The 23,921-nt window shown below is 66.1% G+C and carries 24 protein-coding genes and 4 tRNA genes; 20 read left to right on the top strand and 8 right to left on the bottom strand.

The features are described from left to right. The first annotated feature begins 36 nt into the window (after positions 1 to 36). Positions 37 to 738: an ATP-binding cassette domain-containing protein gene (locus CIHUM_RS01610; RefSeq protein WP_034997159.1), complete on the top strand. Its 702-nt coding sequence runs from the start codon at positions 37 to 39 to the stop codon at positions 736 to 738. After that, on the top strand, positions 738 to 2,147 hold the full coding sequence (locus tag CIHUM_RS01615) for an ABC-2 family transporter permease (protein WP_034997160.1): 1,410 nt from the start codon (positions 738 to 740) through the stop codon (positions 2,145 to 2,147). The genes CIHUM_RS01610 and CIHUM_RS01615 overlap by 1 nt, the downstream gene beginning before the upstream one ends. A gap of 6 nt (positions 2,148 to 2,153) precedes the next feature. Here CIHUM_RS01615 and CIHUM_RS01620 read toward each other — a convergent pair whose 3' ends face one another. Both CIHUM_RS01620 and CIHUM_RS01625 read right to left on the bottom strand, forming a co-directional pair. Further along, the gene (locus CIHUM_RS01620; RefSeq protein ID WP_148363821.1) at positions 2,154 to 3,146 is read right to left on the bottom strand and encodes a hypothetical protein; all 993 of its coding nucleotides are present in this window, start codon (positions 3,144 to 3,146) and stop codon (positions 2,154 to 2,156) included. 63 nt (positions 3,147 to 3,209) lie between these two features. After that, complete coding sequence (locus CIHUM_RS01625; RefSeq protein ID WP_034997164.1) at positions 3,210 to 4,142, bottom strand: 1,4-dihydroxy-2-naphthoyl-CoA synthase; 933 nt, start codon at positions 4,140 to 4,142, stop codon at positions 3,210 to 3,212. A gap of 16 nt (positions 4,143 to 4,158) precedes the next feature. Here CIHUM_RS01625 and CIHUM_RS01630 point away from each other — a divergent pair, with 16 nt between their 5' ends. The 7 genes from CIHUM_RS01630 to CIHUM_RS01660 all read left to right on the top strand — a co-directional run bounded on the left by CIHUM_RS01630 (position 4,159) and on the right by CIHUM_RS01660 (position 11,394). After that, positions 4,159 to 5,187, top strand: a complete 1,029-nt coding sequence (locus CIHUM_RS01630) for an o-succinylbenzoate synthase (RefSeq protein ID WP_273680228.1) — start codon at positions 4,159 to 4,161, stop codon at positions 5,185 to 5,187. Then, positions 5,172 to 6,752, top strand: coding sequence for an SLC13 family permease (locus CIHUM_RS01635; protein WP_034997166.1), 1,581 nt, complete (start codon positions 5,172 to 5,174; stop codon positions 6,750 to 6,752). Before CIHUM_RS01630 ends, CIHUM_RS01635 begins: the two co-directional genes overlap by 16 nt. A 68-nt stretch (positions 6,753 to 6,820) precedes the next feature. Next, positions 6,821 to 7,351: a hypothetical protein gene (locus tag CIHUM_RS01640; RefSeq protein WP_051106250.1), complete on the top strand. Its 531-nt coding sequence runs from the start codon at positions 6,821 to 6,823 to the stop codon at positions 7,349 to 7,351. Then, entirely contained in the window at positions 7,352 to 8,989 is a 1,638-nt protein-coding gene (menD, locus tag CIHUM_RS01645) for a 2-succinyl-5-enolpyruvyl-6-hydroxy-3-cyclohexene-1-carboxylic-acid synthase (RefSeq protein ID WP_034997168.1), read from the top strand. Next, a complete protein-coding gene (locus CIHUM_RS01650) occupies positions 8,986 to 9,396 on the top strand; it encodes a DUF3592 domain-containing protein (RefSeq protein WP_034997176.1) in 411 nt (136 codons plus the stop codon). The genes menD and CIHUM_RS01650 overlap by 4 nt, the downstream gene beginning before the upstream one ends. 64 nt (positions 9,397 to 9,460) lie before the next feature. Further along, positions 9,461 to 10,684: a glycosyltransferase family 4 protein gene (locus CIHUM_RS01655; protein ID WP_034997177.1), complete on the top strand. Its 1,224-nt coding sequence runs from the start codon at positions 9,461 to 9,463 to the stop codon at positions 10,682 to 10,684. Between the two features lie 32 nt (positions 10,685 to 10,716). Next, positions 10,717 to 11,394: a metal-dependent transcriptional regulator gene (locus CIHUM_RS01660; RefSeq protein ID WP_034997178.1), complete on the top strand. Its 678-nt coding sequence runs from the start codon at positions 10,717 to 10,719 to the stop codon at positions 11,392 to 11,394. Here CIHUM_RS01660 and CIHUM_RS01665 read toward each other — a convergent pair. Genes CIHUM_RS01665 through CIHUM_RS01680 form a run of 4 tightly spaced genes read right to left on the bottom strand, consistent with a single transcriptional unit; the run spans position 11,295 to position 14,132 of the window. Continuing rightward, positions 11,295 to 12,218, bottom strand: a complete 924-nt coding sequence (locus CIHUM_RS01665) for a metal ABC transporter permease (RefSeq protein ID WP_051106251.1) — start codon at positions 12,216 to 12,218, stop codon at positions 11,295 to 11,297. The genes CIHUM_RS01660 and CIHUM_RS01665 overlap by 100 nt on opposite strands. After that, on the bottom strand, positions 12,215 to 12,940 hold the full coding sequence (locus CIHUM_RS01670; protein WP_034997179.1) for a metal ABC transporter ATP-binding protein: 726 nt from the start codon (positions 12,938 to 12,940) through the stop codon (positions 12,215 to 12,217). The genes CIHUM_RS01665 and CIHUM_RS01670 overlap by 4 nt, the downstream gene beginning before the upstream one ends. After that, complete coding sequence (locus CIHUM_RS01675; protein WP_034997180.1) at positions 12,937 to 13,860, bottom strand: metal ABC transporter substrate-binding protein; 924 nt, start codon at positions 13,858 to 13,860, stop codon at positions 12,937 to 12,939. The genes CIHUM_RS01670 and CIHUM_RS01675 overlap by 4 nt, the downstream gene beginning before the upstream one ends. Positions 13,861 to 13,895: 35 nt before the next feature. Then, entirely contained in the window at positions 13,896 to 14,132 is a 237-nt protein-coding gene (locus CIHUM_RS01680) for a hypothetical protein (protein WP_034997181.1), read from the bottom strand. A 93-nt stretch (positions 14,133 to 14,225) separates the two neighbouring features. Here CIHUM_RS01680 and CIHUM_RS01685 point away from each other — a divergent pair, with 93 nt between their 5' ends. Continuing rightward, positions 14,226 to 14,915 (top strand): demethylmenaquinone methyltransferase, encoded by a 690-nt coding sequence (locus CIHUM_RS01685; RefSeq protein WP_034997183.1) that lies wholly within the window; start codon positions 14,226 to 14,228, stop codon positions 14,913 to 14,915. Here CIHUM_RS01685 and CIHUM_RS01690 read toward each other — a convergent pair. Further along, complete coding sequence (locus CIHUM_RS01690; protein ID WP_034997184.1) at positions 14,912 to 16,132, bottom strand: geranylgeranyl reductase family protein; 1,221 nt, start codon at positions 16,130 to 16,132, stop codon at positions 14,912 to 14,914. The two genes, CIHUM_RS01685 and CIHUM_RS01690, sit on opposite strands and share 4 nt — an antisense overlap. A 95-nt stretch (positions 16,133 to 16,227) precedes the next feature. Here CIHUM_RS01690 and CIHUM_RS01695 point away from each other — a divergent pair, with 95 nt between their 5' ends. The 9 genes from CIHUM_RS01695 to rplA all read left to right on the top strand — a co-directional run bounded on the left by CIHUM_RS01695 (position 16,228) and on the right by rplA (position 20,916). Next, positions 16,228 to 17,253, top strand: coding sequence for a polyprenyl synthetase family protein (locus CIHUM_RS01695; RefSeq protein ID WP_034997185.1), 1,026 nt, complete (start codon positions 16,228 to 16,230; stop codon positions 17,251 to 17,253). Between the two features lie 64 nt (positions 17,254 to 17,317). After that, positions 17,318 to 17,402: transfer RNA gene (locus tag CIHUM_RS01700), tRNA-Tyr, on the top strand. Positions 17,403 to 17,722: 320 nt separating this feature from the next. Continuing rightward, positions 17,723 to 17,795 (top strand) — tRNA-Thr (locus CIHUM_RS01705). 51 nt (positions 17,796 to 17,846) lie between these two features. After that, a tRNA-Met gene (locus CIHUM_RS01710) sits at positions 17,847 to 17,918 on the top strand. 64 nt (positions 17,919 to 17,982) lie between these two features. Continuing rightward, positions 17,983 to 18,058, top strand: a tRNA-Trp gene (locus tag CIHUM_RS01715). 21 nt (positions 18,059 to 18,079) lie between these two features. After that, positions 18,080 to 18,400: a preprotein translocase subunit SecE gene (secE, locus tag CIHUM_RS01720; RefSeq protein WP_034997186.1), complete on the top strand. Its 321-nt coding sequence runs from the start codon at positions 18,080 to 18,082 to the stop codon at positions 18,398 to 18,400. 169 nt (positions 18,401 to 18,569) lie between these two features. Then, a complete protein-coding gene (gene nusG / locus CIHUM_RS01725) occupies positions 18,570 to 19,544 on the top strand; it encodes a transcription termination/antitermination protein NusG (RefSeq protein ID WP_081634382.1) in 975 nt (324 codons plus the stop codon). 171 nt (positions 19,545 to 19,715) lie between these two features. Continuing rightward, positions 19,716 to 20,144, top strand: a complete 429-nt coding sequence (gene rplK / locus CIHUM_RS01730) for a 50S ribosomal protein L11 (RefSeq protein WP_034997189.1) — start codon at positions 19,716 to 19,718, stop codon at positions 20,142 to 20,144. Between the two features lie 64 nt (positions 20,145 to 20,208). After that, the gene (rplA, locus tag CIHUM_RS01735; protein ID WP_034997191.1) at positions 20,209 to 20,916 is read left to right on the top strand and encodes a 50S ribosomal protein L1; all 708 of its coding nucleotides are present in this window, start codon (positions 20,209 to 20,211) and stop codon (positions 20,914 to 20,916) included. Positions 20,917 to 20,985: 69 nt separating this feature from the next. On the opposite strand, the gene CIHUM_RS01740 is transcribed toward rplA, so the two are convergent. Next, positions 20,986 to 22,059, bottom strand: coding sequence for an HNH endonuclease signature motif containing protein (locus tag CIHUM_RS01740; RefSeq protein ID WP_034997193.1), 1,074 nt, complete (start codon positions 22,057 to 22,059; stop codon positions 20,986 to 20,988). Between the two features lie 1,308 nt (positions 22,060 to 23,367). Here CIHUM_RS01740 and rplJ point away from each other — a divergent pair. Continuing rightward, positions 23,368 to 23,889: a 50S ribosomal protein L10 gene (gene rplJ / locus CIHUM_RS01745; protein WP_034997196.1), complete on the top strand. Its 522-nt coding sequence runs from the start codon at positions 23,368 to 23,370 to the stop codon at positions 23,887 to 23,889. The last annotated feature ends 32 nt before the right edge of the window (positions 23,890 to 23,921 follow it).

The raw sequence follows: 23,921 nt of genomic DNA on the forward strand, positions 1-23,921 counted from the left end.
ATCCGCAACGAAGGCGGTGGCGGAACAATTGGGTGCATGACTGCAACCCAACTCGCATGCCGCTCCGTGGCCGTGTCCTTCGGCGGCCACCAGGTGCTGCGCGACATCACGCTGACTACCACCCCCGGGCGCGTCCACGCCTTACTGGGGCCAAACGGTGCAGGTAAATCGACCTTGATGTCGGTACTGCTGGGCCTTGTCGCTCCCGACGCTGGAGAGGTCACGCTGATGGGGCGCCCGTTCGAGCGGGCTGCGCTGCACCACGTGGGTGCCTCCATCAACGACCCGGCCTTCTACGCGCACTTGAGCGCGCGAAGCAACCTGCGGGTGCACACTGCGCTGTTGGGCCTGCCGGATGCGGAAGCGGACCGGGTGCTTGAACTTGTCGGCCTCGCTGGGGCAGGACGCAAGAAGGCGGGCAGCTTCTCCACCGGTATGAAGGGCCGTCTCGCCCTGGCTCAGGCTCTGCTTGGTGAGCCGGAGGTGCTTATCTTGGACGAGCCGCAAAACGGACTCGACCCTGAGGGCATCGCCCACCTGCGTGCCTACCTGCGCGAGTACGCCCGCGCCGGGCGCACCGTCTTGGTCAGCTCCCACCAGCTCGGTGAGGTGCTGCACATGGCTGACGACGCCACCGTTATCGCCGGTGGCCGCGTCCGCTTCACCGGCGAACTCGCAGAGCTTGGGCCAAACCTGGAAGAGTCTTTCTTCCGCCTCACCTCGGGGGTGGACGTCTAATGGCAGCGTTGCGCGCCGAATGGATCCGCGCCCGTGGCTCCACGCTGTGGTGGCTCGCCAGCGCCGGGCTGTTAGTTGGCCTTGTGCTGACCGCGTTTTCCCTGATGGGGAGAGCAAACGATGCGTCCGGTCTGCTCCATCCTCAGGGCGTGCTTCTGACCGGCATGTCAGCGCCAATCGCCGCGATCTTTGCAGGTGTTGCCGAACACCGCGAGCGTGACGCCCGCTCCGGCGGCACGCTGTGGCGCCCCGCCGCACCTATAGCCGCCCGGGCGGCCCGCCTGGTGGTGGTCTGGGTGGCGTTGGCGGCATTTGTCATCCTCGACTTCGCGGTGCCGCTTGCGGCCACGGTTGCGTTCGGGGTGGACGGTGCCGGCCGGGTTGCGCTCGTCGGCCTGTTCATGTTGCTCGGCATGCTTGGCCCAGCAGGCTTAGCTGCGGCTGCGACTCGCCGCGTTGGGTTGCTTCCCACGCTCTTGGTCGCATTCGCTTTCACTATCGAGTTGGGGTACTTCGCCGAGCGCGACTGGTGGTGGGCCAACCCCGGCGCCTGGCCCGCCCGCCTGGCTTTGCCTTCGTTGGGGTTGCACTTCAACCTGCTTCCGCTTGAGCCGGATTCGCCACTAGCCGACGAGTCTCCCGTGCCCGCACTCGCCCTCACCCTCCTGTTGGCCGCTGTCGGGTTCGCCGCCGGTGTGCTCACCCCGCGGCGCACCACACCGCTGTGGCGCCGCCTGACCGTCCACGCCGTGACCGCGCCAATCGAAGCGGGGCCTGCCGCGTCGCGGCCTGGGACAGCTGGCTACGCGTTACAGGGTGTGGTCAGGGCGGCGCGGATGCCGTCGATAGGCGTGCTGCTTGTACTCACCGCACTGGTGTTGGCGTTTGCAACCCGGTATCCGGAAGATGTGCGTCAAGCGCTTTTCGCGTACGCGATCCTCCCGGTCGGTGCGGGCGTGTTGCCCACGCTAGTGTGGCCGCGGATCCGCCCGGCATGGGCGTTGATGCAGGTGGAGCACCCGCGAGTTGGTGCCGCGTTGATGGGCTGGTTTACCAGCATTGTTGCGCTGGTTTGCCTGTTCGCAGGTGTCGTGACGGCAAGTGCGAGGTTCGGCGCGCTCTCCCTTGTTGCCGGTACCGTTCTTGCCTTGGCGGCGTTAGCTGTGACCGTGCGCTTCGGCGTGATGTGGACGTTGGCGGCGACCGTTTTGGTCACGATTGTTTCCGCCACGATCGGCGGCGACGTGTTGGCGGAGTCCTGCCTGTGGATCGCCGCAGTGCCCGCTTGGCCGGTGACAGCTACCGGCCCGCGCGTCTGGGTCGCGCTAGCGGTTGGCGCAGTCTTGTTAGCCGCGCTGTTGGTTGAGCTGCACCGGGGACTGCGGGGAATACGCCCGGTTCGTCGCTGATCCGTGCTAACCGGAGCGGTTCAGCGGCCCCTCCGCGTGGTAGCGCCCGGTGGGGGCGTTGTAGGTGGCGCGCTCGCGGGAGTCGTTGATGGCAAAGTGCCACGTGCCGCCGTTGTCGCAGGTACCTTCCGTGATGGTCTCGCGGAAACCGTCCTGGATCTCCTCGCCGGCGGAGGCGTTCACCGGCTCGAGGAAACCGGTGCAGCCGAGGTCCGGGTAGGTCACCGGGACGCGGCCTTCGCCGTGGCGGGCGCCGAACTGCACGCGGTAGGACTGCCCGTTGAGCTCCGGGATGTCGGAGACTTGCTTCATGGAGCCTTCGCGCGGGACGGTGAGCGGGTCGGGCTGGTCCAGCTCCGCCAGCTGCGCGGCGTCCGTGGTTGGGGTCCAGTGGATCAAGGTCACGCCGCTCAGCGGGTTGCCCACGACGGTCTCCTCCGGGCCGTAGACCTTGACTAGGCGGTTGCCGTGCAGCTCGAACTGGGTCGCGGTCAGCCGCGCGCCGTCCGACTCGTACTGCGTCAGTCCCGGCTGCATACCGGCGGTGAACACGGTGGGGTAGGTGTCGTCCGCCGAATCGACCAGGTAGTCGGTGGTGGCCGTGAGGGTGCCGTCGACAAGCTGCAGCACGCGCACAGGCGCCGGGCCCTGTGTGCCGGCGCGCAGAAGTAGCTCGAGCTCGGTGTCGCCGTCGACGTCGACGAGGTCGTAGGCGAAGGTGCCGTCGAGGCCGTCGATGTCGGCGAAGTATTGCGCCGGGTCCGCGAGAGCCGCGGTGTAGGCGTCGCGCGAGGAGGCCGGCGGTGCGGGGAGGTTCTCTTGCTCCGCCACCGGCGCGACGTCGTCGCCAGCGGGCGGGGCCGCGGAATCGGCGGGCGGTGGCACCTCCTCCTCGGAGGCGGCGTCAGCGGTGGTCGGGGTGTCTGGAGTGTTTCCGTCGCACGCGGCCAGAGTCAGCGAGGCGGCGACGATTGTTGCTGTCATCGTGCGTCTCAACATGCCTGGAGCGTAACCCGCGGACCTGGCAGAGCCGTGAAAATTCCGTACAGATGTCTAGCAAACCTAGTAGTAGAAGGGGAACTCGTCCCAGCGCGGCGGGCGCTTCTCCAGGAACGAGTCGCGGCCCTCCACAGCCTCGTCGGTCATGTATGCCAGACGGGTGGCCTCGCCGGCGAAGACTTGCTGGCCCATCAGACCGTCATCCACAAGGTTGAACGCGAACTTCAACATGCGCTGCGCGGTGGGGGACTTGCCGTTGATTTCGCGGGCGACCTGGATCGCCTCGTCTTCAAGCGACGCGTGCGAAGCCACGATGTTTACCGCGCCCATGCGCTGCATCTCCTCCGCGGTGTATGCGCGGCCGAGGAAGAAGATCTCTCGCGCGAACTTCTGTCCCACCATCTTGGCCAAGTACGCCGAGCCGTAGCCGGCGTCGAAGGACCCCACGTCCGCGTCGGTCTGCTTGAACCGGGCCTCCTCGCGCGAGGCGATGGTCATGTCGCACACCACGTGCAGCGAGTGCCCGCCGCCGGCCGCCCAACCGTTCACCACGGCGATGACCACCTTCGGCATCGTGCGGATCAAACGCTGGACCTCCAAGATGTGCAGGCGCCCGCCCTCGGCCTTCACGCGCGCTTCGTCGACGGTTTCTGCGGTCTCGCCGCCGGCGTACTGGTAGCCGGAGCGGCCGCGGATGCGCTGGTCGCCGCCGGAGCAAAACGCCCAGCCCCCGTCTTTCTCAGAAGGCCCGTTGCCGGTGAGCAGCACCACGCCTACCGACGGATCGCGCCGGGCGTGATCCAACGCCTGGTAGAGCTCATCCACGGTGTGGGGGCGAAACGCGTTGCGCACCTCAGGCCGGTCGAAAGCGATGCGCACGGTGCCGTCGGCACGCGTGCCGCCCACGTGGCGGTGGTAGGTGATGTCCGTGAATTCGAAGCCCTCGACCTCGCGCCACTGGCTGGGGTCGAAGGGCTGGGCGGTGGAGTAACTCATGCCTACACTTTGCACCATGCTGCCTTCCGCCGACGAGATCCTCGAGCGCGCCCACGTGGTCGCCCTGCCCATGGCCGTGAAATTCCGCGGCATCACCACCCGCGAGGCCCTGCTCATCGACGGCCCCGCCGGCTGGGGCGAATTCTCCCCGTTCACCGAATACGGCGCGCAGGAATCCGCCGCGTGGCTGGCCGCCGGCATCGAAGCGGCGTTCACCGGCCTGCCTGAAGCGCACGGCGAAGTCGAGGTCAACGGCACCATCCCGGCGGTCGAGGACGTCGAGCCGGTGCTCGCGCGCTACCCCGGCGTTTCCACCTTCAAAATCAAGGTGGCGGAGAAGGGGCAATCGCTTGACGACGACCTCCGGCGCGTCAACGCCGTCCGCCGCTTACGCCCCGACGCGACCCTTCGCGTGGACGCCAACCGCGGCTGGAGCGTCGATGAGGCCGTCGAGGCCGCCGAGAAGCTCGGCGAGCTGGAGTACATCGAGCAGCCCTGCGCCACCGTGAAGGAACTCGCGGAGGTCCGGCGGCGCACCAGCATCCCGATCGCTGCCGACGAGTCCATCCGCCGCGCCGCGGACCCATACCGCGTGGCGGAACTTCAGGCGGCTGATGTGGCGGTGTGCAAGGTGGCGCCGTTAGGTGGCGTCGATAAGCTTCTGCGCATTGCCCGCGACCTGCACCTCGATGTGACCGTGGCCAGCGCGTTGGATACCGCCGTCGGCATGGATGCGGGGCTGGTGGCCGCGAAACTTACGGGCTCGCGCGCGGCTGGGCTGGCCACGCAGCGACTGTTTATTGAAGATGTCGCGGAGCCTCGGGAGATCACGGACGGGCGTATGGCGGTTAATCGCACTACCCCCGATCCGGACAGACTGCACGCGCTGCAGGCGCCGGCGGCGCGCCGCGACTGGTGGTTCGACCGCGTCCACGCCTGCGTAGACGTGCTAAAGCAGTGCCCCCCGAATCTGGGTGTAATTTCGGAAACGGGTGTGTGGGATAGGGGGTGTCCGCTAACCTTTCGCCCATGTCGACTCCCGTGATCCACGAATCCGCCGCGCTTTCCGACGGCGACCTCGCCAAAGCGCCCGAACCCGGTGAGTGGCGCCGCCAACTCATCGGCCTGATCACCGGCGTGATCCTCGCCGCGCTCGTCTACTTCTTCTTCCCCTCCGGCGCGGCCGATACCGTTGCCCAGTCCTCCGGCGCGAAGGAAGGCGTGGAGTACTCCGCCGACACCATGCGTATCGTCGCCGCCACCACCGTGCTGATGGGCGCGTGGTGGATGACCGAGGCGATCCCGCTGGCCGCCACCGCGCTGCTGCCGATTGCCGTGTTCCCGCTGGCAGGCGTGGCGCCATTTAAAGACGTCTCTTCGCCCTACGCGTCCGCGACGATCTTTTTGTTCATGGGCGGCTTCCTGATGGCCCTGGGCCTGCAGCGCTGGAACCTGCACCGCCGCCTGGCGCTGATGGTGGTCAAGGTGGTGGGCACCAGCCCGAAGCGCATCATTTTGGGCTTCATGCTCGCCACCGGGTTCATGTCGATGTGGGTGTCCAACACCGCAACCGCCGTGGTGATGCTGCCCATCGGCACCTCCGTGCTCATGCTCACCGCGGACACCGTCGGCGGGATGAAAAACCAGAAGCGCTTCGCCACCGCGCTCATGCTGGCGATCGCGTACTCGGCGTCCATCGGCTCGCTGGCAACGCTTATCGGCACCCCGCCGAACGCGCTGCTGAAGGGCTACATGGAAGAAGCCCACGGCATCGTCATCGGCTTCGGCGAGTGGATGCTGGTGGGCCTGCCGGTGGCGGTGGTGTTCACCTTCATCGCGTGGTGGGTGCTCATCACCGTGTTCAAGCCTGAGGTGGACACCATCCCGGGCGGGCGCGAGCTCATCGACGACGAGCTGAAAAAGCTCGGCCCCTGGACCTTCCCCCAGGTCGCAGTCGGTGTGATCTTCCTGGTGGCCGCGCTGGCGTGGATCTTCATCCCGCTGGGCCGCAACCAGTTCGGCTGGGACTTCCCGTACGACGACGCCATTGTGGGCATCATCGCCGGCCTGCTCATGTTCATCGTGCCCGGCACCGCCAACGGCAAGCGCCTGTTGGACTGGGAGACGGCCAACGAGATGCCGTGGGACGTGCTGCTGCTGTTCGGCGGCGGGCTTTCCCTGTCGGCCATGTTCACCGCTACGGGGCTGTCCCTGTGGATCGGCGAGAAGGCGAAGGGGCTGGCGTCGCTGCCGATGATCCTGCTCATCTTCGCAGTCGCCGCGCTCGTGCTGCTGCTGACGGAGCTGACCTCAAACACCGCCACCGCCGCAACCTTCCTGCCGATCATGGGCGGCGTTGCAGTGGGCGTCGGGCTTACCGACGCCACGGAGATGAACGTCATGCTGCTTGCCATCCCGGTCGCGTTGGCTGCCACCTGTGCGTTCATGCTGCCGGTGGCGACCCCGCCGAACGCGATCGCCTACTCCTCCGGCTACGTCACCATGGGCGAGATGATCAAGGGTGGTGTTTGGCTCAACGCCATCGCGCTGGTGCTGATCACGCTGGCCACCTACTTCATCGCAGTGCCGGTGTTCGGGCTCGTTCTCTAAAGCCTCTAGAGCCCGACACCTTCGCGCCCCGTCAAGAGCATTTGGCGGGGCGCGCTAGTGTATTTCGCATGGATAACGAGACGAGACAGTACGGCCCCCAGGGTGGCGAGCCGCGCCGCGAGCGGCCCCGGCAGTACTTCCCGGACCAGTCCCAAAACCAGTACCAGCAGCCGCAGCCCCGCTACGAGGAGCACTACGCCCAGCCCGCCTACGAGCAGCCCTACTACGACAACGGCTACGATCCGGAAGCCGAGAAGGGCACCTCGGCGGGAGCGATCGCGCTCGGCGTGTTCGCGGCGCTGAGCTTCATCGCCGCGGTGGTGCTTGCCGTGCTGTGGCGCGGCGCCGCCGCGGAGGCGGACAAGCCGCCGGTGACGGAGACCAGCACGGTTACGCAGACCACCACGGAAACCAAGACGGAGACCACCACCAAGTTCCCGTCCATTTTCCGGGACCGGGACAACCCCACCGCGACGCTGGAGCCGGAGCCCGTGCCGGCGCCGGATCCGGGCGAGCTCGAGCGCGAGATCCGCGACGGCGCCCGCGACATTTTGGACCAGTTGCGCGGCGGCGCGGACGAGTACTTACAGGAGCAGTAGATGGCAGCTATGGAGATCGCGGCGGCGGTGGCGGAGCTCGTCGCGAAGCATTGCACCGATGTGGTCATGAGCCCGGGCTCGCGCAACTCGCCGCTGACCTACGCGCTTTTGGCGCGCCGCGACGTGCGCGTGCACATGCGCATCGACGAGCGCTCCGCCGCCTTCACCGCCCTAGGCCTCGCGCGGGTGCAGCGCCGCCACGTCGCGGTGGTGATGACCTCCGGCACCGCCGTGGCCAACGCGTACCCGGCGGTGATTGAGGCGCACATGTCGCACACCCCGCTCGCCGTGATCAGCGCGGACCGCCCGGAGCGCCTCGTGGGCACCGGGGCGAGCCAGACCATCTGGCAGCAGGGCATCTTCAGCCGCTACGCCGAAACGCAGCAGGTGCAATCGCTTGACGACGCCCACGCCGCCTCCTTTGCCACCCCCCAGGTCCACATCAACGTGGCCCTGGACACCCCGCTGGTGCCGGAAGCGTTGCCGGAGCCGGTGGGCGCGCCGCGCCGCGTCGGCCCCGGCACCCTCGCAGGCTCGGGTGCCGGGGTCAACGGAGCTGCCGGGTACGCCGACCACGGCGCGGTGGATGTGGACCTGACCCGCAACACCCTGGTCATCGCCGGCGACGAGGCATGGGAGGTGCCGGGACTCGAGCACGTGCCCACCATCGCAGAGCCCACCGCCCCCACGCCGTTCCACCAGGTGCACCCGCTGGCCGCACGCTTTTTCGCCCAGTCCGAGGTGTCCATCTCCCACGACGGTGGCGACTTCGCCGCCGACACCAAACCGGAGCAGGTCGTCGTGGTGGGCCACCCGACGCTGCACCGCGACGTGATGGCGCTTTTGGCCGACCCGGACATTGAAGTCATCGGCATCTCGCGCACCGAGACGTTCACCGGCCAGCCCGACAAGCGCGGCTCGCGCGTCAACGCCACCGGCCAGCCCACGGACACGTGGCTGAAGATCTGCGAGGCGGCCGGCGACGTCGGCGCCGAAACCGTGCGCCAGGCGCTCACGGAAGATGAGTTCGGCTTCACCGGCCTGCACGTCGCCGCCGCCGTGTGCGACACCCTCGGTGTCGGCGACACGCTGGTGCTCGGCTCGTCCAACCCGGTGCGCGACGCGTCGTTTGTGGGCATGCCGTTCGACGGCGTGTCCACCTACGCCGCGCGTGGCGCCGCGGGCATCGACGGCACCGTCTCACAGGCCGTGGGCGTGGCGCTTGCCACCCAGGCGCTGCGGCCCGACGAGATCCGCGCCCCGCGCACCGTCGCACTCATGGGGGATCTGACTTTCCTCCACGACGCCAACGGCCTGCTCATCGGGCCCGACGAGCCGCGCCCGGGCAACCTCACCATCGTGGTGGCCAACGACGGCGGCGGCGGCATCTTCGAGGCTCTCGAACCAGGCGCAGACAACCTCCGCAGCGCGTTTGAGCGGGTGTTCGGCACGCCGCACGGAACGGACGTGGAGAAGCTGGCGGAAGCGTACGGGGCCGACTACCGCCGCGCCGACACCCTCGCCGAGCTCAACGAGGTGCTGCTGGAGCTCGAATCCCAGCCGAACCCGATCACCGTCGTGGAAGCCGCCACCACCCGCAGCACCCGACGGGTGCTGGCGGCGCGCCTGAACCGATGAGGTGGCGCCGCCGCGCGCACCAGGTGGTGCTCGCGCTCTACGCCTTTGCCACACTCGGCAGCGTGGCAATGGTCGCCGGCCCCGCGCTCAACGACGCCCGCATCCAGGCCAACCCCGGCCGCGGCACCGCCACCGTCACCGAAGCCGGGCGCATGCGCACGTTCGTGGAGTACCAGACCGAAGACGGCCAGTTGGTCTCCCCGCCGCGCGGGCTGTTGTACCCGACCGGCCTGGGCGAAGGGCAGCACGTGTGGGTGACCTACGCGAAGTCCGACCCCGACCTGGTCAAGGTGGAAGGCCGCGGCTGGGCGCTGGCGCTTACCCCCGCCCTGTCGACGTGGGCGGTGGCCACGCTCGTCGCCGCCGGGGCGTGGTTCGCCGTCGGACGGTGGGTACCGGAGGGGTAAAAATTCATGTTTGGTTCAACCAAAATTGGCGGCAAATTTGGATTGCAGTGGGAGAGTGCCTGATATGCGAGTGGGAATCGTGGCGGAGTCTTTCCTGCCCAACGTCAACGGAGTGACCAATTCGGTGCTGCGCGTGCTCGAGCACCTCAAGCGCGAAGGGCACGAGGCCATGGTGGTCGCCCCCGGCGCGCGCGACTTCCAGGACGAGATCCCGGACTACCTAGGCTTCGAGATTGTCCGCGTGCCCACCGTGATGGTCCCGCTGGTGGATTCCCTGCCCATCGGTGTGCCCACCACCACCGTCGCCGCGGCGCTTTCCGAGTTCAAACCGGACATCATCCACCTGGCCAGCCCGTTCGTCCTCGGCGGGGCGGGCGCGTTCGCCGCGCGCCAGCTCGGGGTGCCGGCGGTGGCGCTCTACCAGACGGACGTCGCGGGCTTCGCCACCAAGTACCACCTGCCCATGGTGGCGAATTTGGCGTGGGACTGGACGCGCACGATTCACAATATGAGCGAGATGACGCTGGCGCCGTCGTCAAGCTATATCCGCATGCTCGAATCCCACGGCATCAACAACGTGCGACACTGGGGCCGCGGCGTGGACACCGAGCTGTTCAACCCGGCCAAGCGCTCCGACGTGCTGCGCCGCTCCTGGGACCCCACGGGGACGAAGAAGATCGTCGGCTTCGTGGGCAGGCTCGCCGCGGAGAAGTCGGTGCACCGCCTCGCCCCGCTACACGACGACCCTGCGGTCCAACTCGTCATCGTCGGCGACGGCCCGGAGCGCGACTGCCTGGCCGAGACGCTGCCTTCGGCGGTGTTCACCGGGGCGCTGTCCGGCGAGGAGCTCGCCCGCGCGTACGCGTCGCTGGACCTGTTCGTGCACACCGGTGAGTTTGAGACGTTCTGCCAGACCGTACAGGAAGCGCAAGCCTCGGGCGTGCCCACGATCGGCCCGCGCGCGGGCGGCCCCATCGACCTGATCAAACACGGCGACAACGGGCTTTTGCTCGAGGTGGACACCTTCGAGCAGGAGCTTTACGACGCCGCACGGTGGATCCTCGACGACGCCCGCCACACCACGCTGCAGGCCGCCGCGCGCGAGTCCGTGGCGGACAAGACCTGGGCCGCGCTCGGCGACCAGCTGCTGGGCTACTACTCCGAGGTCCTGGACGCCTACGAGCGCAACGTGGTGCACCTGTTCGGCCGCGATGTGGCCCTGCCGCGCTGGGCGCCGGCACGCCTGGGCCAACCCCGAAGGCAAGCGCGGCGCGACGACACCGCGTAGGCGCATGCGCGCCGCCAAGTAGAGTGGCGAGCATGTCCGTCGGCGACCTATCCACCAGCACCCAGAACTACCTCAAAGGCATCTGGGCGCTTTCGGAGTGGTCAGATACGCCGGTGACGCCGTCGTCGGTGGCCAAGCACCTTGGACTGCGCAAATCCACCGTCTCCGACGGGGTGCGCAAGCTCGGCGAGCAGGGCCTGGTGGAACACAAGCCTTACGGCGCCGTCGAGCTGACCGACACTGGCCGCACGTACGCGGTGGCGATGATTCGCCGCCACCGCCTGATTGAAACGTTTTTGGTGGAGGCGTTGGGCTACACCTGGGATCAGGTGCACGACGAGGCCGAAAACCTCGAGCACTCGGTGAGCGACTTCATGGTCGACCGCATCGACGCGTTTTTGGACTACCCCAGCCGCGACCCCCACGGCGACCCCATCCCCTCAGCCAGCGGCAGCGTCGAGACCCCCGCGGCGGTGCCGCTGACCGGTGTGCAACCCGGGCACACGGCCACGATCGAGCGCATCGCGGACGAGGACCCGAAGCTGCTGAAGTTCCTTGACAGCCATGGGCTCGTCGTCGGCGCAACCCTCGAGGTGGGAGAGGGTGCCCCTTACTCCGGCGCGGTCGCGGTCCGGCTTGCCGGCGCGGCGGAGGCGGTGCCGCTCGGCGAGGAAGCCACGGATTCCGTCTTCGTGCGCGTGGATGCGTAACGACGACCCCGCAGCACCCCATGCGGGCCGAACAGGTACACCACACCAAACACCACACCTTGGGCGAGCACAATCATGCCGCCAGAGGCTGTGTCCAGGTAGTAGGAGCAGTACAACCCCACGATTGCACACGCTGCCGACATGGTCGGGGCGATGACCAGCATCGTGCCGAACTTGTTGGTGAGCAGGTAGGCGGTCGCACCCGGGATGATCAGCATCGCCACCACCAGGATCACGCCAACGGCCTGGAGTGCCACCACTGACGTCAGCGCCAGCAGTGCCAGCAGGGCCGCACCGAGCAGGCGCGGATTCAACCCAATCGCGTGTGCATGGGTGGGATCGAACGCGTAGAGGGTGAAGTCGCGCCGCTTGAGCACCAGCACGCTCAACACGATCGCTCCCAGGATGGCCACCTGCAGCAGGTCCCCACGGGACACACCAAGCAGATTGCCGAAGATGATGTGGTTCAGATCCGTGTGCGAAGGGGTTACCGAAATGAGCACGAGCCCCAGCGCGAACATGGTGGTGAACACAATGCCAATGGCCGCATCCTCCTTCACCCGGGACGTATCGCGCACCAGCCCGATCAGTGCCACCGCAAGGAACCCGAACACCACCGCGCCGACGGCAAACGGCACGCCCAGAATGTAGGCCAGCACCACGCCGGGCAGGACAGCGTGGCTTACCGCATCGCCCATCAGCGACCAGCCAACCAACACCAGCCAGCACGACAACAGCGCGCAGACAATCGACGCCACCAGCGAGGTCGCAAGCGCACGCATCATGAACTCGTACCCAAACGGCTCCGTAAGCAGCGCAATCATGCTGACACCCCCATACCGAAGCCCTGTACCAAATTGTCCGGCTCTAACACCACTTCAGTCGGGGCGTGCATCAACACCCGGCGGTTCAACAGCACTGTCTCCGGCGCGAGCTGGGGCAAGGCAACCAGGTCGTGCGTCACCACAAAAATAGTGGTGCCTTCTGCCGCGAGGTCACGCAGCAGCTCAGTGATGGTGGCCTCGGAATGTTTGTCCACGCCGGCGAAGGGTTCGTCGAGAAGCATGATGCTCGCACCCTGAGCGATACCGCGGGCGATGAAGGCACGCTTCTTCTGGCCACCCGAAAGCTGACCGATCTGGCGGTCTGCGAACGACTCAAGGTGGGTGCGCTCAAGCGCGCGATCCACAGCCGCAATGTCCTCCGCACGCGCGTGGCGGGTAAAGCCCATGTGGCCGTAGCGGCCCATCATGACCACATCACGCACTGTGACCGGGAACTGCCAGTCCACGTCCTCGCTCTGCGGGACGTAGCCCAGCACCTGCGTCTTGCGGGCGCGCATGGGGTCGATGCCGTTGATACGAACCGTGCCGCGATCCGGCTTGACCAACCCCATGATCGCCTTGAGTAGCGTGGATTTGCCCGCGCCGTTCATCCCGATCAGCCCACAGATACGGCCTGGTTGGACGCTCAAAGTTGCGCCGTCGAGCGCGACGACGTCGCCGTAGCGCACCGCAACATCGTCAACCGCGATTGCGGGGATCACTGCTTGCCCCCGTTCAAACCGTCGATGATCACCTTCGTGTCGTGGCGAATCAGATCCAGGTAGGTCGGCACCGGGCCGTTTTCCTCAGAAAGCGAATCGACGTAGAGGGTGCCGCCGTACTCCGCGCCGGTGGCCTTCACGACCTGCATCATCGGCGCGTTAGAGACCGTGGATTCACAGAACACAGACGGGACGTTGTTTTCCTTCACAAACTCGATCGCGCCGGCGATCTGCTGCGGGGTGGCTTCCTGCTCAGCGTTGACCGGCCAGATGTAGCGCTCGGTCAACTTCGCGTCGCGAGCCAGATAGGAGAACGCACCTTCGCAGGTGACCAAGGCGCGCTGCTTGTCGGGGACAGCGGCGAGCTTGGTTTCCAGCTCGTCTTGCACAGCCTGCAGTTCCTGCTTGTATGTTTCGCCGTTGGCCTTGAAATCATCGGCGTGCTCCGGGTCGAGTTCGCTGAACGCGTCGACGATGTTGTCCACGTACTTCTGCACGTTCACCGGACTCATCCAGGCGTGCGGGTTGGGCTTGCCGGCGTAGGCGTCCTCGGCGATGTCGATCGGGTCGACACCTTCGCTGACCACGGCGTGGGGCACGTCCAGGTCGGCGACGAACTGGGCGAACCAGTTCTCCAGGTTCATGCCGTTATCCAAAATCAGGTCCGCATCGGCGGCGCGGGAAATGTCGCCGGGGGTGGGCTCGTAGCCGTGGATTTCCGCGCCGGGTTTGGTGATGGACTCCACCCGCAGGTGGTCGCCGGCGACGTTCGAAGCGATGTCCTGGATCACCGTGAACGTGGTGAGCACCACGGGGGTGTCTTTGTCACCGGCGGCGTCGGTGCTGTCCTGCGAACAGCCTGCCAGGCCGGCAGCTAGCGCAGCCGTGGCGGCGAGTGCGAGCACCTTGGATTTCAGCATGTTGGTCCTTTTCTTTCTGTGTTCTTTCCGTGCGGTTAGAGAAGCGGCGGCGGGCCGACGCGGTGGGACGTGGCAATGAATCGGTCGAGCTTTTGCGGGGATTCGTCGCGCAGGTAGACGGCGAGCAGCCGCATCAAGTTGAGCGTGACGTCTTCCGGGTTGGTGCTGGAGCGCACGAGCCGCGCGGACGCGAGGTAGTCGCCTTCGCGGGCGGTCTCGAACAATGCGATGGCTTCGAGCCATGCGCCCATGTCGGAGTCATCAAGTCCCATACCGGCGAATAATAAAGTACGGTTGACCGAACTTGCAAGTGCTGTGTTGTCGTACGGCCTCCGTTTGTGGGTGGCAAAGTAGACTTGCGCACCATGGCCAAGGCGGATCTGGACAAAAAGCCCTTCGACGTTGCCGGCATGTTCGACGACGTGGGCAAAAACTACGACAAAACCAACACCGTGCTGTCGTTCGGCCTGGACAAGCACTGGCGACGCCGCACGCGCGAGCGCCTCAACCTGCAGCCCGGCGAGCTCGTGCTGGACCTCGCGGCCGGCACCGCCGTATCCACCGTGGAGCTGGGCAAGTCCGGCGCGTGGGTGGTGGCCTGCGACTTCTCCCAGGGCATGCTCGCCGCCGGCAAAGACCGCAACGTGCCCAAGGTCGTCGGTGATGCGATGCACCTGCCGTTCGCCGATGGCACCTTTGACGCGGTGACCATCTCCTACGGGCTTCGCAACGTCCACGACTTCGAGGCCGGTCTGAGCGAAATGGCGCGCGTGACCAAGCCGGGCGGGCGCCTGGCCGTCAATGAGTTCTCCACCCCCGTCCTGCCAGGTTTTCGCACCCTGTACAAGGAGTACCTCCCGCTGGCAGTGCCGGCGCTGGCGAAGCTATTTTCCTCCAATGCGGAGGCCTACGAGTACCTCGCCGAATCCATCCGCGCCTGGCCGGGCCAGGAAGAGCTCGCCGCGGCAATTAACGCCAACGGTTGGACTGACGCCAGTTGGCAGAACCTCACCGGCGGAGTTGTCGCGCTACACAGCGCGGTCAAGCCTGCCTAGCGCACATCCCAGAGCGGCTGGCCGCCCGACACCGCCCGCGCACCCTTGCCAGCCAGGCGCCACAACCTTGCGACGAGGTCCGTATCCTCCTCGGCCACGAGGTTGCCCATCAGCCGCGCCGCCGCCGGCATGAGGTAACGCCCGCCCAGCCCGCGCAGCGCCACCGGTCCCGCCAGCGGCAAAAACTGCGGGTATGTCAGCAGGCGCGCCAGGGTGCGGGCCAGGGTGAACGCCTCGCCGTAGCGCTCGCGCAGAAGCGCCGGCCACGCCAGCGTCAGGTCCCCGCCGCCTGCGATCAGCTCGACGGCGGCGACCGCCGTTTCCAGCCCGTAGTCGATGCCCTCGCCGTTGAGCGGGTTCACGCACGCCGCCGCGTCGCCGATCAGCGCCCAGTTCGGGCCCGCCACGTTAGACACCGCCCCGCCCATGGGCAGCAGCGCCGAGGCCACCGCCTGTTCTGGGCCGAGCTGCCACGCCTCACGCTGCTGCGAGGCGTACAGGGCCAAAAGCTTTTTGGTGTTGACCTTCGCCGGGCGCGCATCCGTCGACAGTGCGCCGCAGCCGAGGTTGACGGTGCCGTCGCCGAGCGGGAAGATCCAGCCGTAGCCGGGCTGGATTACCCCGTCGGCGTCGCGAAGTTCCACGTGGGAGTGCATCCACGGCTCGTCCGAAAACGGCGAGGCGCAGTAGGACCGCGCCGCAATCCCGTAGACCTGCCCGCGGTGCCACGTACGCCCCAGCAGCTTGCCGAAAGGGGAGCGCACCCCGTCCGCCACGACCACCCAGCGGGCGCGCACCACACCCTGCTCGGTCTCCACCGCGCTGATCGCTCCGCCGCTGAGACGCACCCCCGTCGCCGCACAGTCGTGGCGCACGGTCGCGCCGGCCTGCGCCGCCGCGGTAACCAGCGAGGCGTCAAACATCGCACGCGGGGACGCCGAGCCCTCCCCACGCGGCCACGGCGCGACCACATCCCCGCCGAAGCCATGCAGCTTCAGGCCTTTGTTGCGGTACGCGGGCACGTCCAACCCCAGGCGCACAAGCGTATCGACGGCCCGAGGGGTCAGCCCGTCCCCGCAGGTTTTGTCGCGGCGGGGACCCTGGGCGTCGAGAAGCAAAGTGCTCATGCCGGCGCGCTGAGCCGCGATCGCCGCGGCGGAACCCGCAGGGCCAGCGCCCACAACAACGAGGTCGAACAACTCACTCACGCGCCACATTCTGCCAGCGCCACCCGCAAGTGCACCCGGCGGGGTAATTGGGCTACGGTTAGTGCGTTACACATGGGCCCACCCAACCTGCAAGGACGTTATCTATGACGTACGGCACCACTCCGTCACCGCGCCACGGATTCAACCTGGACCTGGGCGACGACGCGCTCAACACCCGGCTCAACACCGGGCTCGAAGCGGTGGAGGAGCTGCTGATAACGGAGCTCAACCGAGGGGCGAGCTTCCTCACCGACAAAGTCACCCACCTGGCCAAAGCCGGCGGCAAACGCTTCCGCCCCATGATGGCGCTGCTCTGCAGCGAATTCGGGCCGAACCCCGGCGCCGAAAACATCATCCGCGGCGCCGCCGTGACCGAGATGGTGCACCTGGCCACGCTCTACCACGACGACGTCATGGACGAAGCCGAGCGCCGCCGCGGCGTCGAATCCGCCAACACCCGGTGGACCAACACCGTGGCCATCCTCGCCGGCGACATCCTGTTCGCCCAGGCGTCGCGCCAAATGGCGCTCATGGACCTCGACACCGTGGCCCACTTCGCCGACACCTTCTCCGAGCTGGTCACCGGCCAGATGCGTGAAACCGTCGGCGCGGACGGCACGGGCGCGACGGACCCAGTGGAGCACTACCTGAAAGTCATCGAGGAAAAAACCGGCGTGCTCATCTCCTCCGCCGCCTACCTGGGCGCGCGCCACGCCGGCGCCTCCGACGAGGTGGTGGCGCGCTGCGCCCGCATCGGCGACGCGGTGGGCATGATCTTCCAAATCGTCGACGACATCATCGACATCTTCTCCGACCCCGAGCAGTCCGGAAAAACCCCCGGCACCGACCTGCGCGAGGGCGTGTTCACCCTGCCGGTGCTCTACGCGCTGCAAGAGGATTCGCCGGCGGGCGAGGAGCTTCGCGGGCTGCTCACCGGCCCGCTGACCAACGACGATGATGTGAACCGCGCCCTCGAGCTGCTCGGCCAGGCCCGTGGGCGCGAGCGTGCCCTGGAGACCGTGCGCGGCTACGTCGACGACGTTGAGCGCGAACTCGACGCCCTGCCCGACGGCCCCGCCCGCGAAGCGCTTCGCACCATGACCCGCCTGACCGTCGAACGAGTCGGTTAACCAGCCGATTTGCACCGATTGCAGGGCGGTGTTGTAAGGTAAATCCCGCACTTTGAACGTGCTTGCCAGGTTGCCCGAGCGGCCAAAGGGAGCGGACTGTAAATCCGCCGGCATTGCCTTCAGAAGTTCGAATCTTCTACCTGGCACCACACACAAAACCCCGTCGGTTTTTCAACCGGCGGGGTTTCGTCGTGGGGTGGGGGGGCAAAGGTGCGCCCGGTTCAGCGTGCCGCGGGGGTGAGGCTTGGCCCCTTTTTGGTGTGCGTAGCTCTGGCCAAGGTGCCGTTTCACTTCACCGCCGCGGTTAGCATTGCGACACCACCGATGCGACATCTTTTGATCCTTATCGCCCTTCAAAACCACCTCTTTTCCAGCCGATTTGTGTTTGAAAACAATATCGGGTTAATCTTTCCAAGGCTTCAACGGAGCGGGTCAGAGCGAAAGCGAAGATCCACAACAAAGAGGCTGTGCCCCCTTAGCTCAGTCGGCAGAGCGTTTCCATGGTAAGGAAAAGGTCGACAGTTCGATTCTGTCAGGGGGCTCTGTTGTTTGCTGGGGTCCTTGCACTTCGTGCGAGCGTCAGCGAGCACCATGGCGGTGTAGCTCAGTGGTAGAGCAAGCGACTCATAATCGCTGTGTCGAGAGTTCAATTCTCTCCATCGCTACTCACCTCAAACGGGAACCGAAAGGGCCCCGTGGTAGGGTTAGGCGCACTTGATCGAGTGCCCTAGGGGCGTGGCGCAATTGGTAGCGCAACGGTCTCCAAAACCGTAGGTTGCAGGTTCGAGTCCTGTCGCCCCTGCCAAAACAACCTGGAGGAGTTTTAGTGACTAACCCCAACGGTCAAAACCCCGCACAGCCGACCGGCAAGCGTCAGCTGCGTGGGGCTTCTCCCATTTCCTCCGAAGGCTACGAGGCGAAGCGCGCCCCCGTCGCCACCGACGACGAAGACGCCAAGGACGGCTCCAGCGTCACCGCCTTCCCGGGCGAAGTCGTCTCCGAGATGAACAAAGTCATCTGGCCCACCGGCAAGCAGATGCTCAACTACACGCTCATCGTGTTCGCGTTCTTGATCGTGCTGACCATCTTCGTGTGGGGCACCGACGCGCTGGCATCGTGGGCGATTCGCTGGATCTTCATCCGCTAGGTACAATTTCACGCGTACAACGTTTTCCCGCCGCCTCGGACACCGAGGAGGGCGGGATAATTTTTGCCCCGGTACCCTGGGGCGCACACGTTTCGACGCATGAGGAGACAAAGCCATGACTGAGGCAAACAAAGACGTTCAAGGCGCCATCGAGAACAACGAGCAGGAAATGATCGACGAGGGCGCGCCCGTGCAGCCGTCCACCGACCCGGCCCTCAACGGCGGCGACGACGACCCGGCCGGCACCGAGGGCGGTGACTCCTCCGACGAGGAGAGCGACAGTAGCGGCGAGTCTGACGCTGCGGACGCTGACGCTGCCGTCGCTAGCACGGAGTTGAGCGACGCCGAGGTGCAGGACGCGGCGCAGGACTCCGTCGACGCCGAGGCGGACGAGGCGGCAGACGCCGACGGTGCCGTCGAGGAGCCGGTCCAGGAGACCGACCTCAACAACGTCGAGGCCGAAGCGGGCGAGGGCGAGGCCGACGCGGACGCTGACTCCGACAGCGAATACCGCCGCCGCCTGCGCGAGTACACCCGCGAGCTGAAGAAGCAGCCGGGCGACTGGTACATCATCCAGTCCTACTCCGGCTACGAAAACAAGGTGAAGACCAACCTGGAGATGCGCTCCCAGACCCTCGAGGTCGAGGACTCCATCTACGAGGTTGTCGTGCCCATCGAGCAGGCCATCGAGAACAAGGACGGCAAGAAGAAGCTGGTCAAGCGCAAGCTTCTGCCGGGCTACGTGCTCGTGCGCATGGACATGAACGACGCCGCCTGGTCCGTGGTCCGCGAGACGCCGGGTGTGACCTCGTTCGTGGGCAATGAGGGCAATGCGACGCCGGTGAAGCACCGTGACGTCGCTAAGTTCTTGCTTCCCAAGTCCGCCGCTACCGGCGCGAAGCCGGAGGTCAACGCCGAGGGCGAGACCGTCGTGGCGATGCCGGAGGAAGAGGCGCCGAAGCAGCTCGCGCACGACTACAAGGTCGGCGAGGCTGTCACGATCCTCTCCGGCGCGCTGGCGAGCGTGTCCGCCACCATCAACTCGATCGACCCGGAGACCGGCAAGATCGAGGCGTTGGTGTCCATCTTCGGCCGCGAGACCCCGGTGGAGCTGACCGCCGACCAGATCGAGCGCATCATGTAGGAGCGTTTTGCTTCTCGACGTCCTCACGGCGTATCCTGATTCGTCGCGCGTGCACGCACGCGCGACGTTTTCGTTTCTTGTAAATCCCCGGTGGCTGGGCCAATCCCCGGCATCCGGAAGCCCCGCGGCAGCTCATCGTGGCTGCGGGTGCTGTAACTAGGAGGTAATGCGATGGCTAAGAAGAAGGTCACTGGCCTGATCAAGCTGCAGATCGAAGCAGGCATGGCCAACCCGGCCCCGCCGGTCGGTCCGGCCCTCGGTGCGCACGGCGTGAACATCGTCGAGTTCACCAAGGCATACAACGCCGCTACCGAGTCCATGCGCGGCAACATCGTGCCGGTGGAGATCACGGTCTACGAGGACCGCTCCTTCGACTTCATCCTGAAGTCCCCGCCGGCAGCGTCGCTGCTGCTGAAGGCTGCAGGTCTGAAGAAGGGCTCCGGCGTCCCGCACACTGACAAGGTTGGCAAGGTCACCTGGGAGCAGTGCAAGGAGATCGCCGAGACCAAGAAGAACGACCTCAACGCCCGCGACATTGAGGCTGGCGCCGCGATCATCGCTGGTACCGCCCGTTCCATGGGTATTGACGTCGAGAAGTAAAAAGCTTCACGTGGAAGGGCCGTAAGCCAGGCCCGCAAACCACAACTCCTGAAAGGAATCCAACATGGCTAAGAAGTCCAAGCACTACATCGAGCAGCTGGCGAAGGTCGACCGCGACAGCTTCTACCACCCGCTCGACGCCGTCACGCTTGCGAAGGAGACCTCCTCCGACAAGTACGACGCCACCATCGACGTTGCAATGCGTCTGTCCGTCGATCCGCGCAAGGCCGACCAGCTGGTCCGCGGCACCGTCAACCTGCCGCACGGCACCGGTAAGACCGTCCGCGTCGCAGTCTTCGCCGAAGGCGAGAACGCCACCAAGGCGCAGGAGGCTGGCGCGGACATCGTCGGCACCGACGAGCTGATCGAGCAGATCAACGCCGGCCAGATCGACTTCGACGTGGCTATCGCTACGCCGGACCAGATGGCCAAGGTCGGCCGCGTCGCCCGCGTGCTGGGCCCGCGTGGTCTGATGCCGAACCCGAAGACCGGCACCGTCACCCCGGACGTCGCGAAGGCGATCCAGGACTCCAAGGGCGGCAAGATCGCCTTCCGCGTGGATAAGGCGTCGAACCTGCACGCGATCATCGGCAAGGCATCCTTCACCCCGGAGCAGCTCGCTGAAAACTACGGCGCACTGCTCGACGAGGTCATCCGCCTCAAGCCGTCCTCCGCGAAGGGTATCTACCTGAAGAAGATCACCGTCTCCGCAACCCAGGGCCCGGGTGTGCCGGTAGACACCTCCGTGGAGAAGAACTACGCCACCAAGTAGTTCGACTTCGAGCGCTTTTACGCGTGTGTTTTACGCCGTCGTCCGTTTGGGCGGCGGCGTTTCGCGTTGCTAGGTGCTTTGTGGGCCGAAGAGTTGGTCGAGTGCTCCGCGGTCGGTGTTTTTGATGTGGTACCCGCGGGGTGAGACCCACCAGGGCGCGCCTCTGATCATGGTGATGTGTCCGCGGGTGTTGCGCCAGGGGTCGTCGTCGTTGATCCGGTTGTGATACCTGCATAGCGGCACCAGGTTGTTCATGTTGGTCAGCCCGCCGTGTTTCCATGCTTTGACGTGGTGGATCTCGGAAGCGTAGGCGCCGTGGCGGCAGCCTGGGAAGGCGCACACGGGTGAGACCATGCAGGCGATATCGCGTTGTTTCTGGTTGGCGAATCGTTCGGTGTCGTAGAGGTTCACCGCGCCTTCCTCGGGGTGGAAGGCTGCGACCTCGAGTGCCTCGCCGAACTCTTGCTGGAGGTACTCCGCCCCGGTCATGATGGTGCCGTCAGTCAGCGTCAGGATGATGTCGTCGCCGTCTCCCGCCATGATGCGTGCGTGCTCGGTGATCGGCACCATCACGATCGGCCGTGGCGCGGCGGCGACCACCCCGCCAGCCTTACCTTCGACGATGCGCCAGAACGCCTCCTCCATCTGCGCCGCCGCCGGCAGCGTGGCGTCGATGCCTTGGCGCAGGCGGTGCTCTAAGTCGGCTGCTTTGCGGTCGGTGGTGTCGATGGTGATGCGTGCGCGTCCGTTTCTCGGCGCCGAGAACGCGACTTGTTTCTTTGTCGGGGTGTTGTCCTCGCGGGGCACGATTTCGCGTGCGGCGCGTTCGATCGCGCGGTACCCGCCGGTGACATCCAACAGTTCTAGCCGCAGCCGCCACCGCTCGCCGGCATCCTTTACTCCGCTGATGCGGCGCTCGATCAGCGCGAGCTCGTCCAGGGAGAACCCGCGGGCTTTCTGCGCGGCTTCCGATTGCTTGCGGGTGAATTTCGTTGTCCCGTAGTAGACGTCCTGCATCTGATCCCACGCACGCGCCCGATCCGGCGCCATGCCGGCAGCAAGGGCAACCGGCAGGTCGAAGTGCCGCAGTGTCTCCATGGATACTGCGGACATCGCCTGGATGAATGCGTCGAACGAGTTCATGGCCACAGACCCTAAACCCAACGCAACCCCACACAACCCCCACAAGCCCAATCTGTGGATAACCCGTCCCAAAACGCACCAAAGTTGTCCACAGCTGCGGCAGGTCCTTGTGTTTTCCCCGTGATGGGGGTAAATTTCCCGCGCCAATAACTATTGAAACTAATCTCCATTAAGTGTTGAAAAGAGCCGGCAAGGGCAAGCTCACGCTGCCGGGCGCGATTGCGGAGGGCATCCGCTCGCTGGAAAAGGAGCTGAAAAAGCCGGCGACACGCTTGCGCCGCTCGCACGCAAAAAGGACAACAGCGGCGACGGCGGCAGCGGCGCGAAGTCGGGGTCCCTGTCGAGCTCGGCCGCGGCACCGGCAGCACCGCCGAAGCAACCTCAATCGGCCGCCGCGCAACCCGCGCCCGCGCAGCCAGCTCCGGCACCCGCTGCGCAACCTGCGGCGCAGCCGCAGCCGCAGCCGCAGCGCGCGTCGAGCAACAACCGCGCCAGCACCCCCTCCGACAAGCAAAGCACCCGCCGCGCCAGCAGGTCGAAGACCAGGGAGGACACCAAGGCCGCGAAGCCCGCGGTAACGACCAAGGCGAAAGCACCGTCTGAAGCGTCTTCGGCAACGGCCGGTAGCGCAGGCACGTCCGAGACCTACGCCGCCCAGCCAAATCCCGCAGGCGGAAGCGGCACGGGGATCCACTCGTCGCTGGATGCCGCCGGCGCGCAGCCGGACGGTCAGGCCGCGGACACGTCGCCGACCGCGGGCGGGTTCTGGGCGGGCCTTGCCATCGGCGTCGGCGTCATGGCGTTGATCGGCGGGTGCGTCCTGTTCATCGCGGCGGCGAGGTTGCTGCGGCGGGTGGAACAGGGCGCGTCGTAAGGGCGGGGATGGCTCAAACCCTGGGAGGCAGACCCTGGGTTCGCGCAAAAATGCCGCACTCCCCGGGTCTGCCTCCCAGGGTCTGCGGCACAAAGGGAACCGTCGCGGCCACCGGGCGCGAAAAACTACCAAAGCGCGATTTGGTTAAACCAGCACCCACCCGCTAACATCCCCAACCGAAGTTTGAACGGCCCGCAAAGGCCGAGCTCAAGTTTCACCGAAGACCGTCGGTCACTCTCGAGAGGGAGTCGAAGGTGCTCCACTCAAGGGGCCGACCCACGCAGGAGAAACGCGGCACACTCCAACGTATGCCTCGTGCTTCTGCACGGGGCATTTTTGCTTGTATGCGTCAGCTTCGCGCGAAGCGAACGTCGATAGGCAAGATGCTCCGGGCGGATTGAACAACATGAAGTAATCGGAAGGAGGCGTGTGTCATGGCAAACCCGAAGAACACTGCGGAACTTGCAGCTCTGAAGGAGAAGTTCGCTGAGGCGGATTCCCTCGTGCTGACTGAGTACCGTGGCCTGACCGTCGGCCAGCTGCAGCAGCTGCGCGGCGATATGGGTTTCGATGTCGAGTACCACGTCGCCAAGAACACCCTCATCAAGATCGCTGCGAACGAGCAGGGTATCGAGGGTCTCGATGATCTTCTCACCGGCCCGACCGCCGTCGCGTTCATCAAGGGCGACGCTGCTGTCGACGCTGCGAAGGTGATGAAGAAGTTCAACAAGGACCACGACGCGTTCGTGATCAAGGGCGGCTACATGGACGGCAACGTCATGGACGCTTCCCAGGTCGACGCTCTGGCCGAGATGGACAACCGCGAGACCACCCTGGCCAAGATCGCTGGCGCATTTGAGGGCTCTCTGGCAAAGGCAGCCGGCCTGTTCCAGGCTCCGGCATCCAAGACGGCCCGCCTTGTCGCTGCACTGCAGGACAAGCAGGAAGCCGCATAAACACACTTTTACATCCGGGCTGTAAACGCCCA

It is taken from the genome of Corynebacterium ihumii (assembly GCF_028609825.1).
Taxonomy (GTDB): Bacteria; Actinomycetota; Actinomycetes; order Mycobacteriales; family Mycobacteriaceae; genus Corynebacterium; species Corynebacterium afermentans.